The following is a 14,824-nucleotide window of genomic DNA, read 5'->3' as shown; positions in this document are numbered from 1 at the left end:
CGCTAGATAAAGGGATGAGGGAAGGTCGGCGGGCACCGGGCGGGGACAGTCGTCGCCAAGTGGCAACCTTGCCTTTACACCGCTGCTTTTCGTGTGCAAGAAGCGGCCAAGCAAGACCGCTTACGGAGATGACAGAGTGAAGCCAGAAGAAATCAAGAAGCTCGACGCCTACTTCAAACGTACGCTCAACCCGCAGATCGTCGTCAAGGCGCGTCCGCGCAAGAATGATTCTGCGGAAGTCTATCTGGGCGAAGAATTTCTGGGCGTCGTCTATGTCGATGACGAAGATGGCGACCGCTCTTACAACTTTTCGATGGCGATCCTCGACGTCGATCTTTAATCGCGCGTGAGAGCTTGAAGTGGACCGGGCGGCGCCATCCGCCCGGTCATTTTTTTTGTTTTTTTGCTGTCGAATCAAAATTTCTTTAAAACGCATGGTTGTAGCATTGTGCTATATATTAGCAAAAACCGTTAAAGACGTACGTTCACCGGCGCGCTTGCTTTGTTTTGTCTCCGTAGTGCAACCTATAGATGTTTTGCGTCGCACAAGACTACTTGACTATTTGTGCGTTGCAGCTACCCTGACGGCACTAACAGCCCAAACGGAGGATGGCTCATGTTCAACTTTGACGATGCAAACAGGAAGAGCAAGGAAGCCGTCGACACGGCGCTGAGAACTTATTCCGACACGGCCAAGGGCTTTCAGGCGATCGCTGCCGAAGCCGCTGAATATTCGAAGAAATCCTTTCAGGATGCGGTGACGCACTTCGAAACCCTCGCCGGCGCCAAGAGCTTCGAGGCCGTCTTCGAGCTGCAGACCAGCTATGTCAAATCTGCCTATGAGAGCTTCGTCTCCGAAACGACCAAGCTCGGCGAAATGTACGCCGACCTCGCCAAGTCGGCCTACAAGCCCTACGAGGCTCCGATTGCCGCTGCCGTCGTCAAGACCACCAAGTCGGCGCAGCCGGCTGCGCCTGCCGCTGCGTGAACTGATCTTAACGGCGCAACCTGCGCTGCATATTGAAAATCGAGGACCGGCTACACATTTGTGGCCGGTCTTTTTGTTTCCTCTTTCGCTGCAACCTTCACATTCGACAGGCCGGGGACTTTTTTGGTCTTTCCCGTGCATGCCGGCATTTCTTGATTGCAGTGTCTGACAGGGGGCTTAAAATCGGCCTATTATGAACTAAGTTAGTGTTTCAGATATTCGGCGGGAAAAGCGCCCTCCCATGCTCCGCCGGATTGATCGAGGAATGAATGACAATGATCGCAAAGCCGATCCGGATGCAGAACGACAGCGAAAGGAACGGGGATAACGGAAATCGCGGAACCTCGGTCATCACGCGCACCAAGCCGAAGACCAAGAAGCCCAACCTCTATCGCGTGCTGCTTTTGAATGACGATTATACGCCAATGGAATTCGTCATTCATATTCTGGAGCGTTTTTTTCAGAAGGACCGTGAAAGTGCCACCCGCATCATGCTCCATGTCCACAATCACGGCGTCGGCGAGTGCGGAATATTCACATACGAGGTGGCGGAAACGAAGGTCAGCCAGGTGATGGACTTCGCCCGGCAGCACCAGCATCCGCTGCAATGCGTCATGGAAAAGAAGTGAGGATCTCAACGTGCCAACATTTTCGCCTAGCTTAGAGAAGGCGCTCCATCAGGCACTGACCTTTGCCAACGAGCGGCATCATGAATATGCGACGCTCGAGCATCTGCTGCTCGCACTGATCGATGATGCCGATGCGGCCGCGGTCATGGGCGCGTGCAATGTCGATCTCGACGCGCTGCGCAAGACGCTCGTCGAATATGTCGATAACGAACTGTCCAATCTGATCACGGGTTACGACGAGGATTCGAAGCCGACCTCCGGCTTCCAACGTGTCATCCAGCGGGCCGTCATCCATGTGCAATCGTCCGGTCGCGAGGAAGTGACCGGCGCCAACGTGCTCGTTGCGATCTTCGCCGAGCGCGAAAGCCATGCCGCCTATTTCCTGCAGGAACAGGAGATGACCCGCTACGATGCCGTCAACTACATCTCCCACGGCATCGGCAAGCGGCCAGGCGCGTCGGAGACCCGCACTCCGCGCGGCGCCGAGGAGGAGGCCGAGAGCAAGCCGACGGCGCGCGGCGGCGAGGAAGAGGGCGGTCCCAAAAAGCAGCAGGATGCGCTCAAGGCCTACTGCGTCAATCTCAACGAGAAGGCCAAGGGCGGCAAGATCGATCCGCTGATCGGCCGTCATGCCGAGGTCAACCGCACCATCCAGATCCTGTGCCGTCGTTCGAAGAACAACCCGCTCTATGTCGGTGATCCCGGCGTCGGCAAGACGGCGATAGCCGAAGGTCTTGCCAAGCGCATCGTCGAAGGGAAGGTTCCCGAGGCGCTCGCCGATGCGACGATCTTCTCGCTCGATATGGGCACGCTGCTTGCCGGCACACGCTACCGTGGCGACTTCGAGGAACGTCTGAAGCAGGTCGTCAAGGAGCTGGAAGAATATCCGGGCGCCGTCCTCTTCATCGACGAAATCCATACGGTGATCGGCGCCGGCGCCACCTCAGGCGGGGCGATGGATGCATCGAACTTGCTGAAGCCCGCGCTGTCATCCGGCGCCATCCGCTGCATCGGTTCGACCACCTACAAGGAATATCGCCAGTTCTTCGAGAAGGACCGGGCGCTGGTCCGTCGTTTCCAGAAGATCGACGTCAGCGAACCGTCGATCGATGACGCGATCGAGATCATGAAGGGCCTGAAGCCCTATTTCGAAGAGTATCATCATCTGCGTTATTCGAACGACGCCATCAAGTCGGCCGTCGAACTGTCGGCCCGCTACATCTCCGACCGCAAGTTGCCCGATAAGGCGATCGACGTGATCGACGAAACGGGTGCGGCCCAAATGCTGCTGCCGCCGTCAAAGCGCCGCAAGCTGATCACCGAGAAGGAGATCGAAGCGACCGTCGCCACGATGGCGCGCATTCCGCCGAAGACTGTCTCCAAGGACGACGAGGCGGTGCTTGCCAATCTCGAGCAGGAACTGCGTTCGGTGGTCTACGGACAGGACATCGCGATCGAAGCTCTTTCGACCTCGATCAAGCTGGCGCGTGCCGGCCTTCGCGAGCCGAACAAGCCGATTGGCGCCTATGTCTTCTCCGGTCCGACCGGCGTCGGCAAGACCGAGGTGGCAAAGCAGCTGGCAGCGTCGCTCGGCGTCGAGCTCCTGCGCTTCGACATGTCGGAATATATGGAGCGGCACACGGTCTCGCGTCTGCTCGGCGCACCTCCCGGCTATGTCGGCTTCGACCAGGGTGGCCTCTTGACCGATGGCGTCGACCAGCATCCGCATTGCGTGGTCCTGCTCGACGAAATCGAGAAGGCGCATCCGGATATCTACAACATCCTGCTGCAGGTCATGGACCATGGCACGCTGACCGACCATAATGGCAAGAAGATCGACTTCCGCAACGTCATCCTGATCATGACGACGAATGCGGGCGCCTCCGAAATGGCCAAGGCGGCGATCGGCTTCGGTTCGTCCAAGCGCACTGGCGAGGACGAGGAGGCGCTGACCCGTCTCTTCACGCCGGAATTCCGCAACCGTCTCGACGCGATCATTCCCTTCGCGGCGCTGCCGACGGCTGTCATTCACAAGGTCGTTCAGAAGTTCATCATGCAGCTGGAGGCCCAGCTTTCCGAAAGGAACGTCACCTTCGACCTGCATGAGGATGCGATCGCCTGGCTTGCAGAAAAGGGTTACGACGAGAAGATGGGCGCCCGCCCGCTGGCCCGGGTGATCCAGGACACGATCAAGAAGCCGCTCGCCAACGAAATCCTCTTCGGCAAGCTGAAGAAGGGCGGCGTCGTCAACGTCACCGTCGGCCCGAAGGAAGATGGCAAGCCCGGCATTCTGCTGGAAGCCATTCCGGATACGGCGCCGATCAAGCCGAAACCCGAGGCCGAGGTCGTGCATCCCGAAGCTGACGACGAGGATGATGGCGAGCTGAAGACGAAGACGGCCCGCAAGACCCGCGCCAAGACGGTCCCGCAGGCCGAGCCCGAAGTCCGCGACGCACCGAAGAAGGGAAGCACGGTTCCCAAGGTTCCGCGCAAGAAGTGAGGGCTCGTCACCGAATTGGAAAAGGCCGCGTCACCCGCGGCCTTTTTTGTTTCCCTCGTTGGCAGAGATCCGCGTTACGCCAGGGCCGCCCGGATTTTTTCGGCATTGGCGGCGAGTACCGCGCCGTCTTCCATCTTGCCGGAATGCGGCTTGAGCGCCACGCCCTCATGGCGGGGGATGATGTGGAAATGCAGATGGAACACCGTTTGTCCAGCCGCCGGTTCGTTGAACTGGGCGATGAACACGCCATCGGCGTCGAAAACTTCCTGAACCGCCTGGGCGACCTTTTGAACGACGGTAATGGCATGGACGAGGGTGGCGGGATCGGCATCGAGGATATTGCGCGAAGGCGCCTTCGGAACGACGAGCACGTGGCCCGGCGCCTGCGGCATCACATCCATGAAGGCGAGCGTATGCTGGTCCTCGTAGATTCGGTGCGAGGGAATTTCGCCGCGCAAGATCTTGGCGAAGATATTGTTGTCGTCATAAGCGCTGGTCATCGCGAAATCTCCTCACGTTCCATTGATCGGGTAGCGCGCTCGGCGGGGCGGCGTCAATCCTCCTGCTGACGCTCACCCTTGCGGAAGGGGCTGTGTTCGGCCAGCACCTCGCTCATATGTTCGACATCGGCACGCTCGCGCGCGAGATAATCGCCGATCGCGCGGCGCAGTCCGGCATGAGCGACATAATGAGCGGAGTGCGTCGTCACCGGCAGGTAGCCGCGGGCGAGCTTATGTTCGCCCTGCGCCCCGGCCTCGACCCGTTTCAACCCTTTCGCCAGGGCGAAGTCGATCGCCTGGTGATAGCAGACCTCGAAATGCAGGAAGGGGTGGTCCTCAATGCAGCCCCAGTGACGGCCGTAGAGCGTATCGCCGCCGATGAAATTGATCGCGCCGGCAATATAGCGCCCGTCGCGCTTGGCCATGACGAGCAAGATATCGTCGGCCATGCGCTCGCCGATCAGCGAGTAGAATTTGCGGGTGAGATAGGGCCGGCCCCATTTGCGGCCGCCGGTATCCATGTAGAATTTGAAGAACTGGTCCCAGATCCGCTCCGTCAGATCGCGGCCGGTCAGCCAATCGACGCTGATCCCGTTCTCGAGCGCGGCGCGGCGCTCCTTGCGCAATGCTTTGCGTTTGCGCGAAGCGAGCGTTTCGAGAAACTCGTCGTGATTGGCGTAGCCGTCATTGATGAAATGGAACTGCTGGTCGGTGCGGTGCAGATAGCCATCCATCTCGAAGACGCCGATCTCTTCATCAGGGACGAAGGTAATATGGGCCGAGGAAACACCGAGCCGGCGCACGACCTCTTTCAGGCTTTCGGCGATCGCGCTCTGGATCGGCAATCGCTGCAGCCCTTCGGCGACGAGAAGACGCGGCCCCGTCGCCGGCGTGAACGGGATCGAGCACTGCAGCTTGGGATAATAGCGCCCGCCGGCCCGCTCGAAGGCGTCGGCCCAGCCATGGTCGAAGACATATTCCCCTTGGCTGTGGCTTTTGAGATAGCCGGGCAGGGCGCCGATCAGCTCGCCGCGATCGGTTTCGAGCAGCAGGTGATGGCCGAGCCAGCCGGTTTCGGCGGCGGCCGAGCCGGATTCCTCCAGCGACGATAAAAAAGCGTGCGAGACGAAGGGATTGTAGGCAAGCGTGCTGCAAGTCTTCGACGCCCCGGAAAGCCTGGACCAGCTCTCCGGGGAAATCGCGGTGAAGGAGCGTTCTACGCGAATGGATAGTTCATCGGTCATGGGGCAAATGCGAAGCCTGTGGGGAGGGGACGGTTCGGCTCTACCTCAGTCTGCGCATGATCTTGGCCAAAAAGCGAGCATCAAACGGCCTCGCGCGGATCGAAGCCTTCGAAGGTCATCTGGTCGGCGTTTTGAAATGTACGCCGGCATGCCTCTTCGTCACGCACCGTCCAGGTGATTACAGGCAAGCCCTTTTCGCGTTCGCCTGTGATGAAGGCATTCGGCAGATCGCCATAATAATAGGAGATGAAATCCAAACCGATCTCCATCGCCTGCGCATGTGTTCTGAACTGCTCCGGCGTATTGCCGTCGGCCGTCAATCCGAGCGGGTAGGGTGCATCAAGCGCCTTCAGATCGCGCAGCAGCCAATGGTCGAAGCTCATCAGCGCCACCTTGCCTTCATAGCCTTCGAGTACTTCGAGCACGGATTCGGCAAAACCCTCGTCGTCGGCCTCACGGCCCTTCAGCTCCAGCACCAGCGGCACCTTGCCCTTGACGAGGTCTAGGAGCTGGCGGAGCGTCGGCACCTTGTCGCCCGTGCCGCCGACGGCGATCAGCCCGAGTTCCCTGGAGGTGCGCTCGCGGACGTCGCCGTTCAGATTGCACAGACGCTGAAGATCCTCGTCATGAAAGATGATCGGTACGCCGTCGGAGGCGTAATGCAGGTCGCATTCGATCGCAAAGCCGGCTTCGACCGCGCGCGAGAAGGCCGAAAGCGTATTTTCCCAGACAAGCTTATTCAGGTCATGATAGCCGCGATGGGCGACCGGCACGTCCTTGATCCAGTCCGCATTGGTCATTCTGCGATTTCCATGATAGCGTCGATCTCGACGGCGGCGTTGAGCGGCAGAGCGGCCATGCCGACGGCGGCGCGCGCATGTTTGCCGGCCTCGCCGAGCACACCGGCAATCAGGTTCGAGGCGCCGTTGATGACGAGATGCTGCTCGATGAAGTCGGGCGCCGAGGCGACGAATCCGTTCAGCTTGATGACGCGCCGGATGCGGCCGAGGTCGCCGCCGAGCGCAGCTTTGGCCTGGGCGAGGATGTTGATGGCGCAGAGCTCGGCCCCACGCTGGCCGCTCGCAACGTCGACCGTTTTGCCGAGATGGCCGGATACCGCGACCTTGCCCCCTTCGAGCGGCAGCTGTCCGGAGATGTAGAGAAGATTGCCGCTGATCACATACGGAACGTAGTTTGCGGCAGGTGCCGCAGCTTCAGGCAGGGTTATCCCCATCTCGCTCAGGCGCGCAGCAATTTCATTGGACATTTTCGTCTCCGCTTTTGTTGTCAATGTTTCAAAAATTATGCATCAAGACTAGAATCTTTAATATGACAGCTTCGAGCCTCGATTTGGCCGAAAGCTTTCTTATAACATCGCGGCCGAGTCCAACAGGAGTGAATGAATGTTCCGATCGAGTCTAGCCGCTCTGCTTCTCGCCGGCCTTTCCGCCCATGCATGGGCGGCTGCGCCTGCGGCAAGTGCTGCGATCGCGACCGGCCTCGTCGCCCATCGCGCGGTCTACGATCTGGAATTGAAGGACGCGTCGGACCGCTCCGGCATCGCCTCCATGTACGGCCGCATGGTCTATGAATTCGACGGCAGCTATTGCCAGGGCTTCACTACAAATTTCCGCTTCGTGACGCAGATCGATACCGGCGACAGCGTGCGCGTCAGCGATCAGCAGACAAAGACCTTCGAGAACCTGAAGGACCGCAAGTTTACCTTCGACACCAAATCCTTCACCGACGACCAACTCGACAAGGAGGTCAACGGCGCGGCCGAAAATCAGGCCGATGGCGTCAAGGTCGATCTCAAGCAGCCGGCGAGCCGCGAGCTGCAGCTTGGCGAAAGCCGCTTTCCGACAGAGCATATGCTCGATGTGATCCAGAACGCCAAGGAGGGAAAACGTTTCTTCGAAGCCCGCGTTTTCGACGGTTCCGATGACGGCGACAAGTCGCTGGTGACGACGACGATCGTCGGCAAGCAGGAAACGCCCGCTGCCGAGGAAGCCGACGCCGGCAATGCCGGCGCCTTCTCGAAGACAGCCTTCTGGCCGGTGACCATTGCCTATTTCAACGAGAATGCAAAATCGGATTCGGTGCCGGTCTATCGCATGTCGTTCAAGCTCTACGAGAACGGCATCACCCGCGACCTGACGATGGATTATGGCGATTTCGTCCTGACCGGGAAGCTTGCCAAGCTCGAGCTGCTCGATCACAAGGCTGAGGTCTGCAAGTAGGCCGCAGCTCCAGCGATCGGAAAACGCCGGGCTCGCCGATCAGCAACGGTCAAAGTGCCGTCAGCAAGCTGATCTTCCGCTGCGATGACGTCAATTGTTGTCCTGCATAGGGCGTTGGATCGGTTTTTCCAGCATGGGCCTTGCTTTCGTGCCAATTCGAATGTATGGGCACCGGCATTCCACACGTAAGGCATGGGATCGCCCGGGAGAAATCCGGGCTGTTCCGCCGGTGGCATTCTCGAAGAGGGTGCTGTTCGTCTTGCGGAGGTTCAACCGGAAAAGGAGTAACAAGGCATGGCATTGCCTGATTTTTCTATGCGTCAGCTTCTTGAAGCAGGCGTCCACTTCGGCCACCAGACCCATCGCTGGAACCCGAAGATGAAGCCGTATATCTTCGGCGATCGCAACAACATCCACATCATCGACCTGGCCCAGACCGTTCCGATGCTGTCGCGCGCCCTCCAGGTCGTCAGCGACACCGTCGCCCGCGGCGGCCGCGTTCTCTTCGTCGGCACCAAGCGCCAGGCGTCCGAGATCATAGCCGACAGCGCCAAGCGCTCGGCCCAGTACTACGTCAACTCGCGCTGGCTCGGCGGCATGATGACGAACTGGAAGACGATCTCCAACTCGATCCAGCGCCTGCGCAAGCTCGACGAGATCCTCAATGGCGAAGCGCAGGGCTTCACCAAGAAGGAACGCCTGAACCTCGAGCGCGAGCGTGAAAAGCTCGACAAGGCTCTCGGCGGTATCCGCGATATGGGCGGCACGCCCGACCTGATGTTCATCATCGACACCAACAAGGAAAAGATCGCGATCGACGAAGCCAAGCGCCTCGGCATCCCGGTCGTCGCCATCATCGATTCGAACTGCGATCCGGACCTGATCGACTATCCGATCCCGGGCAACGACGACGCATCGCGCGCCATCGCCCTGTATTGCGAGCTGATCTCCCGCGCTGCCATCGACGGCATTGCGCGCCAGCAGAGCTCTTCCGGCCGTGATCTCGGCGCATCCTCCGAAGTTCCGGTCGAGCCGGCTCTCGAGGAAGCAGCCGAAGGCTGATGAAGGCGGGCGGAGACAAAACTCCGTCAAAGCTTGCAGACTGGGAAGGCCGCTCGCGACTCATCGAAGTTCGGCGGCCTTACCTGTTTCAAGGCGGAGGCGTCAGGCGCTCCGTCAGTAAAGTTTCGTTATGGCGCGTCTTCATCACGCTGTCATACATACAGGTACATTTCGTGCCTCAATCCGGTGCCGCGCCGCTTTGCGGTCCACCGTTTGAACCGACAAGAGGAAGATAATGAGCGAGATTACGGCTGCAATGGTGAAGGAACTGCGCGAAAAGACCGGCGCAGGCATGATGGACTGCAAGAAGGCTCTTGCTGAAACCGGCGGCGACATGGAAGCGGCGATCGACTGGCTGCGCGCCAAGGGCATCGCCAAGGCTGACAAGAAGTCCGGCCGTACCGCCGCCGAAGGCCTCGTCGGCGTTTCGAGCGAAGGCACGAAGGCCGTCGTCGTCGAAGTCAACTCCGAAACCGACTTCGTCGCCCGTAATGATGCCTTCCAGGATCTCGTCCGCGGCATCGCCAAGGTCGCCGTCTCGACGAACGGCACTGTCGAGGCCGTCGGCGCTGCGACCTACCCGGCATCCGGCAAGTCCGTTTCCGACACCATCAAGGATGCGATCGCAACGATCGGCGAGAACATGAACCTGCGCCGTTCGATCGCTCTCTCCGTCGAGGACGGCGTCGTCGCCACCTATATCCACAATGCGGTTTCCGACGGCCTTGGTAAGCTCGGCGTTCTCGTGGCGCTGAAGTCGACCGGTGACAAGGAAGCCCTGAACGCAATCGGCCGCCAGGTCGCCATGCACATTGCTGCGACCGCGCCGCTGGCGATCCGCCCGGAGGAGGTCGATGCCGCCGTCGCCGAACGCGAGCGCAACGTCTTCATCGAGCAGTCGCGCGCTTCGGGCAAACCCGACAACATCATCGAAAAGATGGTCGAAGGCCGCATGCGCAAGTTCTTCGAGGAAGTCGCTCTTCTCTCGCAGTCTTTCGTCATCAATCCCGATCTCACCGTCGCAGCCGCCATCAAGGAAGCTGAAAAGGCCGTCGGCGCCCCGATCGAAGTTGCCGGCATGGCACGTCTCCTGCTCGGCGAAGGCGTCGAGAAGGAAGAGACCGATTTCGCGGCTGAAGTCGCGGCTGCCGTCAAGGGTTGATCTTTCAGCCATAATTGGGAAAACGCCAGGGCATCGCGTGACAACGCGGTGCCCTTCGTGTATCGGGCATTCACGGCAATTTACGAGGAGCCAAGATGTCTTTAGAGCCTGTCTATAAACGCGTTCTGCTCAAGGCTTCCGGCGAAGCGCTCATGGGTGGCCAGGGCTTCGGGATCGATGTCGCGGTGGCGGACCGCATTGCATCCGATATCGCCGAGGCAAGGCATATGGGCGTGGAAGTCGGCGTCGTCGTCGGTGGCGGCAATATCTTCCGCGGTGTCGCAGTCGCATCCAAAGGCGGCGACCGGGTGACCGGCGACCATATGGGCATGCTCGGCACCATCATCAACGCGCTCGCGCTGGCAACCTCGCTGCGCAAGCTGAACATCGATACGGTGGTGCTTTCGGCCATCTCCATGCCGGAGATCTGCGAGAGCTTCTCGCAGCGAGCGACCCTTTATCATCTGTCGATGGGACGCGTGGTGATCTTTGCCGGCGGCACCGGCAATCCCTTCTTCACCACCGATTCCGCCGCAGCACTGCGCGCCGCCGAAATGGGCGCGCAAGCGATCTTCAAGGGCACGCAGGTGGACGGCATCTACACCGCCGACCCGAAGAAATATCCCGATGCGACCCGCTTCGACCGCCTGACCCACCAGGAGGTGCTGGACAGGGGGCTTGCGGTGATGGACGTTGCCGCCGTGGCGCTTGCCAGGGAAAATTCCATTCCGATCATCGTCTTCTCGATCCACGAGAAGGGTGGTTTTGCTGAAATCTTGACGGGCGGTGGCCTCAAGACCATCGTCTCCGACAACTGATACAAGCTGCGCCGCGGTTTCGGCGCAGCCCTCGCTAGAACATGGTTGAGCTTTAGGTCCGGTTGGCCTGAAATCTGAAACATGTTCTACATTAAAGAATTAGAGCATGAGACGTCCCGAAAACCGCTGACTTTTCGGCATCGCTCTAAACGGGAGCATCGACATGAGTGAAGGTATCGATATCAAGGAACTGAAGCGCCGGATGGACGGCGCGGTCTCTGCATTCAAGAGCGACATCGCATCGTTGCGCACCGGCCGTGCTTCGGCCAACATCCTCGATCCGGTGACGATCGAGGCCTATGGTTCGCGCGTGCCCTTGAACCAGGTCGCCAACATCACCGTGCCCGAGCCGCGCATGCTGACGGTTTCCGTCTGGGACAAGTCGATGGTCAGCGCCGTCGAACGTGGCATCCGCGAATCCAATCTGGGCCTCAACCCGATCGTCGACGGCCAGAGCCTGCGCATTCCGTTGCCGGAGCTGAACGAGGAGCGCCGCAAGTCGCTCGTCAAGGTGGCGCACGACTATGCCGAAAAGAGCAAGGTCGCGATTCGCCATGTCCGCCGCGACGGCATGGACGGACTCAAGAAAGCCGAAAAGGACGGTGCAATCGGCCAGGACGAGAGCCGTGCGCAGTCCGAACGCGTACAGAAGATGACGGACGAGACGATTTCCGAAATCGACCGCTTGCTTGGCGAGAAGGAAAAGGAAATCATGCAGGTCTAGTGGACCTGTGCCTTTGCCTGGAAAGACCGGACGGGAAATGTCGGAATCTGTATTTGTGACTGTGCCAGAGCATGTTGCCATCATCATGGACGGCAATGGCCGTTGGGCCAAGCAGCGCGGCTTGCCGCGCACGATGGGCCATCGCAAGGGTGTCGAGGCCGTACGCGAGACAGTCCGCGCCGCCGGTGCGGCCGGCATAAAATATCTCACCCTCTTCGCCTTCTCCTCGGAGAATTGGCGCCGGCCCGAAGCCGAGGTTTCCGATCTGCTCGGTCTGCTCAAGGCTTTCATTCGTCGCGACCTGGCCGAGCTTCATCGTCAGAATGTGCGCATCAAGGTGATCGGCGACCGCCACAGCCTGCGCAGCGACATTCTCGGCCTGCTGCTGGAGGCGGAGGAGACCACCAGGGACAACACGGCGCTGACGCTGGTCATCGCCTTCAATTACGGCTCGCGCGATGAAATCTCGCGCGCCGTGGTGAGCCTGGCGAAGGACGTCGAGTCCGGCCGCCTGCGGGCACAGGACATCACCCCCGCGCTGATCAACGCCCGTCTCGACACGGCGGGCATCCCCGATCCGGATCTCATCATCCGCACCAGCGGCGAGGAACGGCTTTCCAACTTCCTGCTTTGGCAGGCCGCCTATTCGGAATTCATCTTCGTCCCGGAATACTGGCCCGATTTCAGCCCGGAGATTTTCCGCTCGGCGCTGGAAAAATTCGCCTCCCGCGACCGGCGCTTCGGCGGCCTGTCATCGCAGGCAGCTGCGGTCGGCACCTGATGCAGAGGGAATTGAAGCTCCGCATCGTTTCAGGATTGATTCTCGCGGTCATCGTTCTCGTCGCCACCTGGTATGGCGGCCCTGCCTTTCGCACCCTGGCGACGGTGATTGGCCTGCTGATCTATTATGAATGGTCTAAGATAACCGGCATTGCGCGGGATTGGGTCGCCAATGTGGTCGGCTGGATCGGCGAAGCGGCGGTCGCCTTCCTCGTGCTTGTCGGCAATTTCGAATTCGCCGCCGGCATGCTGGCCGGGGTCACCGCCGTCGGCATAGCCCTGATCATTCTGCACGGCACGAGTCGCTGGCTGCCTGTCGGCCTCTTCTATGCCGGCGCCACGGGCCTGGCACTCGCCGCGATCAGAAGCGACGACCAGCCCGGTCTTTACGCCATGCTTTTCGTCTTTGCTGTCGTCTGGGCGACCGATATCCTTGCCTATTTCGTCGGCAGGAGGCTCCGCGGACCGAAGCTTGCCCCATCGATCTCCCCGGGAAAGACATGGTCTGGTGCAATCGGGGGCGCCGTTTCTGCGGTCGCAGCGGGCATCCTTCTCGCCTATTTCCTCTTTCCGGGCGCCGAAGTCGCCGCCGCCGGCGTGGCGCTCATCCTGTCGATCTGCAGCCAGTCGGGCGATCTTTTCGAATCCTTCATCAAGCGAAAATTCGGCGTCAAGGATTCGAGCCGTCTTATTCCGGGCCATGGCGGCGTCATGGACCGCGTCGACGGGCTGATTTTCGCCTGTTTTGCGGCGTTCTTGCTTGCTACACTGTTTTCCCTGATAAAGGGGGCTGGCATGACGTCGCTCGGAGCGGCATTGTTCGGCCTCTGATGACGCGGCAGCCTGACGGAAGGAACCCATGGACGCGATGACCGGCTTATACGCATTTGTGATGGGGAACATCGTCACCTTCATCCTGGTGCTCTCGCTGCTCGTCTTCGTGCATGAGATGGGCCATTACCTTGTCGGGCGCTGGAGCGGCATTCGTATCCTTGCCTTTTCGGTCGGGTTCGGTCCCGAGCTGTTCGGCTTCACCGACCGTCATGGAACACGCTGGAAGATCTCCGTGATCCCGCTTGGCGGTTACGTCCGCTTCTTCGGCGACGAGGATGCGTCGAGCAAACCGGACAGCGACAAGCTTGCCGCCATGTCCGAGGAGGAGAGGGCGCGCTCCTTTGCCGGCGCCAAGCTGTGGAAACGTGCCGCGACTGTCGCAGCCGGTCCGATCGCCAATTTTCTGCTGGCGATCGCCATCTTCACTGTTCTCTTCACCGTCTATGGCCGCATGATCGCCGACCCGGTCGTTGCCGAGGTCAAGCCGGAGAGCTCGGCGGCCGCGGCCGGCATCCTTCCCGGCGACCTCCTGGTTGCCCTCGATGGCGGCAAGGTCGAGACGTTTGAAGATGTGCGCCGCTATGTCGGCATGCGCCCCGGCCAGAGGATTGTCGTCACAGTCGAGCGCGGCGGCCAGAAGCTCGATGTGCCGATGGTGCCGCAGCGCGTCGACCAGACCGATCAGTTCGGCAACAAGATGGAAGTCGGTCAGATCGGCATCGCTACCGACAAGAACTCCGGCAATTTCCGGCTGCAGACCTACACGCCGCTCCAGGCGCTGCGTGAGGGCGTGATCGCCAGCGGGCAAATCGTCACGGACACCTTCAAATATATCGGCAACATCTTCAGCGGATCAATGCGGGCTGATCAACTGGGCGGGCCGATCCGTGTGGCGCAGGCTACCGGCCAGATGGCGAAGCTTGGCCTGGGGGCAGTGTTGCAGCTTGCTGCGGTGCTGTCGGTTTCGATAGGATTGCTTAACCTGATGCCGGTTCCGGTACTTGATGGTGGCCACCTGATGTTCTATGCGGTGGAAGCGGTCAGAGGAAAACCGCTGGGTGCCAAGGCCCAGGAAATTGCATTTCGTATAGGCCTGGCAATGATATTGACATTGATGGTTTTCACGACCTGGAACGACATCACCCTGAGCTGAGGGTAAACGCGTAAGGCAAGGGAATTACTATTTATTTACGATGTTTCAAGGCTGTAGTGGCGAATGGGTCACGCTTGGAAATGAAGTAAACAGAAATTAACGCCCTCCCTTGCTTGTATGTCAAAAGCGGGTAAAACGACACACGTGACCGGAATCGGGTTCTCCCGGGGACGGGGACGAGGGAAAAAAG

The 14,824-nt window shown here is 59.9% G+C and carries 16 protein-coding genes; 12 read left to right on the top strand and 4 right to left on the bottom strand.

Features of this window, described 5'->3' with window-relative positions; all coding sequences use genetic code 11:
* Positions 1-136 precede the first annotated feature (136 nt).
* From J7U39_RS09690 to clpA, 4 genes are all read left to right on the top strand, one after another.
* Positions 137-340, top strand: a complete 204-nt coding sequence (locus J7U39_RS09690; RefSeq protein ID WP_008526943.1) for a DUF3126 family protein — start codon at positions 137-139, stop codon at positions 338-340.
* 276 nt (positions 341-616) lie between these two features.
* Positions 617-988, top strand: a complete 372-nt coding sequence (locus J7U39_RS09685; protein ID WP_210631522.1) for a phasin family protein — start codon at positions 617-619, stop codon at positions 986-988.
* A 275-nt stretch (positions 989-1,263) separates the two neighbouring features.
* Positions 1,264-1,617, top strand: a complete 354-nt coding sequence (clpS, locus tag J7U39_RS09680) for an ATP-dependent Clp protease adapter ClpS (RefSeq protein WP_008526939.1) — start codon at positions 1,264-1,266, stop codon at positions 1,615-1,617.
* A 10-nt stretch (positions 1,618-1,627) separates the two neighbouring features.
* Complete coding sequence (gene clpA / locus J7U39_RS09675; RefSeq protein WP_210631521.1) at positions 1,628-4,117, top strand: ATP-dependent Clp protease ATP-binding subunit ClpA; 2,490 nt, start codon at positions 1,628-1,630, stop codon at positions 4,115-4,117.
* A 74-nt stretch (positions 4,118-4,191) separates the two neighbouring features.
* Here clpA and J7U39_RS09670 read toward each other — a convergent pair whose 3' ends face one another.
* The 4 genes from J7U39_RS09670 to J7U39_RS09655 form a co-directional block, all read right to left on the bottom strand.
* Positions 4,192-4,617, bottom strand: coding sequence for an HIT family protein (locus tag J7U39_RS09670; protein ID WP_210631520.1), 426 nt, complete (start codon positions 4,615-4,617; stop codon positions 4,192-4,194).
* A gap of 53 nt (positions 4,618-4,670) precedes the next feature.
* Complete coding sequence (locus tag J7U39_RS09665; RefSeq protein ID WP_210631519.1) at positions 4,671-5,861, bottom strand: GNAT family N-acetyltransferase; 1,191 nt, start codon at positions 5,859-5,861, stop codon at positions 4,671-4,673.
* Between the two features lie 80 nt (positions 5,862-5,941).
* On the bottom strand, positions 5,942-6,661 hold the full coding sequence (locus J7U39_RS09660; protein ID WP_210631518.1) for a glycerophosphodiester phosphodiesterase: 720 nt from the start codon (positions 6,659-6,661) through the stop codon (positions 5,942-5,944).
* Positions 6,658-7,128, bottom strand: a complete 471-nt coding sequence (locus tag J7U39_RS09655; protein WP_210631517.1) for a RidA family protein — start codon at positions 7,126-7,128, stop codon at positions 6,658-6,660. The genes J7U39_RS09660 and J7U39_RS09655 overlap by 4 nt, the downstream gene beginning before the upstream one ends.
* A gap of 136 nt (positions 7,129-7,264) precedes the next feature.
* Here J7U39_RS09655 and J7U39_RS09650 point away from each other — a divergent pair, with 136 nt between their 5' ends.
* The 8 genes from J7U39_RS09650 to rseP all read left to right on the top strand — a co-directional run bounded on the left by J7U39_RS09650 (position 7,265) and on the right by rseP (position 14,634).
* The gene (locus J7U39_RS09650) at positions 7,265-8,101 is read left to right on the top strand and encodes a cell envelope integrity EipB family protein (protein WP_210631516.1); all 837 of its coding nucleotides are present in this window, start codon (positions 7,265-7,267) and stop codon (positions 8,099-8,101) included.
* Positions 8,102-8,395: 294 nt separating this feature from the next.
* Positions 8,396-9,163, top strand: coding sequence for a 30S ribosomal protein S2 (rpsB, locus tag J7U39_RS09645; RefSeq protein ID WP_003573382.1), 768 nt, complete (start codon positions 8,396-8,398; stop codon positions 9,161-9,163).
* 235 nt (positions 9,164-9,398) lie between these two features.
* Positions 9,399-10,325, top strand: coding sequence for a translation elongation factor Ts (tsf, locus tag J7U39_RS09640; RefSeq protein WP_210631515.1), 927 nt, complete (start codon positions 9,399-9,401; stop codon positions 10,323-10,325).
* 95 nt (positions 10,326-10,420) lie between these two features.
* Positions 10,421-11,143, top strand: a complete 723-nt coding sequence (pyrH, locus tag J7U39_RS09635; RefSeq protein ID WP_064691480.1) for a UMP kinase — start codon at positions 10,421-10,423, stop codon at positions 11,141-11,143.
* 163 nt (positions 11,144-11,306) lie between these two features.
* Positions 11,307-11,867, top strand: coding sequence for a ribosome recycling factor (gene frr / locus J7U39_RS09630; protein ID WP_039619546.1), 561 nt, complete (start codon positions 11,307-11,309; stop codon positions 11,865-11,867).
* A 37-nt stretch (positions 11,868-11,904) separates the two neighbouring features.
* Positions 11,905-12,648 (top strand): isoprenyl transferase, encoded by a 744-nt coding sequence (locus tag J7U39_RS09625; protein ID WP_210631514.1) that lies wholly within the window; start codon positions 11,905-11,907, stop codon positions 12,646-12,648.
* A complete protein-coding gene (locus J7U39_RS09620) occupies positions 12,648-13,478 on the top strand; it encodes a phosphatidate cytidylyltransferase (RefSeq protein WP_210631513.1) in 831 nt (276 codons plus the stop codon). Before J7U39_RS09625 ends, J7U39_RS09620 begins: the two co-directional genes overlap by 1 nt.
* Positions 13,479-13,506: 28 nt before the next feature.
* Entirely contained in the window at positions 13,507-14,634 is a 1,128-nt protein-coding gene (gene rseP / locus J7U39_RS09615) for an RIP metalloprotease RseP (RefSeq protein ID WP_210631512.1), read from the top strand.
* The last annotated feature ends 190 nt before the right edge of the window (positions 14,635-14,824 follow it).

Origin of the sequence: Rhizobium sp. NLR16a (assembly GCF_017948245.1) — a bacterium.
GTDB lineage: Bacteria > Pseudomonadota > Alphaproteobacteria > Rhizobiales > Rhizobiaceae > Rhizobium.
The sequence above is the reverse complement of the archived record's forward strand: the minus strand, read 5'-3'. Positions and strand labels throughout refer to the sequence as shown.

Bases quoted from the DNA above. Each gene is read 5' to 3' on its own strand.
- clpS (WP_008526939.1), top strand. From the start codon at position 1,264: ATGATCGCAAAGCCGATCCGGATGCAGAACGACAGCGAAAGGAACGGG.
- pyrH (WP_064691480.1), top strand. From the start codon at position 10,421: ATGTCTTTAGAGCCTGTCTATAAACGCGTTCTGCTCAAGGCTTCCGGC.
- J7U39_RS09685 (WP_210631522.1), top strand. From the start codon at position 617: ATGTTCAACTTTGACGATGCAAACAGGAAGAGCAAGGAAGCCGTCGAC.
- frr (WP_039619546.1), top strand. From the start codon at position 11,307: ATGAGTGAAGGTATCGATATCAAGGAACTGAAGCGCCGGATGGACGGC.
- J7U39_RS09650 (WP_210631516.1), top strand. From the start codon at position 7,265: ATGTTCCGATCGAGTCTAGCCGCTCTGCTTCTCGCCGGCCTTTCCGCC.
- tsf (WP_210631515.1), top strand. From the start codon at position 9,399: ATGAGCGAGATTACGGCTGCAATGGTGAAGGAACTGCGCGAAAAGACC.
- rseP (WP_210631512.1), top strand. From the start codon at position 13,507: ATGGACGCGATGACCGGCTTATACGCATTTGTGATGGGGAACATCGTC.
- rpsB (WP_003573382.1), top strand. From the start codon at position 8,396: ATGGCATTGCCTGATTTTTCTATGCGTCAGCTTCTTGAAGCAGGCGTC.
- J7U39_RS09625 (WP_210631514.1), top strand. From the start codon at position 11,905: ATGTCGGAATCTGTATTTGTGACTGTGCCAGAGCATGTTGCCATCATC.
- J7U39_RS09670 (WP_210631520.1), bottom strand. From the start codon at position 4,617: ATGACCAGCGCTTATGACGACAACAATATCTTCGCCAAGATCTTGCGC.
- J7U39_RS09665 (WP_210631519.1), bottom strand. From the start codon at position 5,861: ATGACCGATGAACTATCCATTCGCGTAGAACGCTCCTTCACCGCGATT.
- J7U39_RS09655 (WP_210631517.1), bottom strand. From the start codon at position 7,128: ATGTCCAATGAAATTGCTGCGCGCCTGAGCGAGATGGGGATAACCCTG.
- J7U39_RS09660 (WP_210631518.1), bottom strand. From the start codon at position 6,661: ATGACCAATGCGGACTGGATCAAGGACGTGCCGGTCGCCCATCGCGGC.
- J7U39_RS09620 (WP_210631513.1), top strand. From the start codon at position 12,648: ATGCAGAGGGAATTGAAGCTCCGCATCGTTTCAGGATTGATTCTCGCG.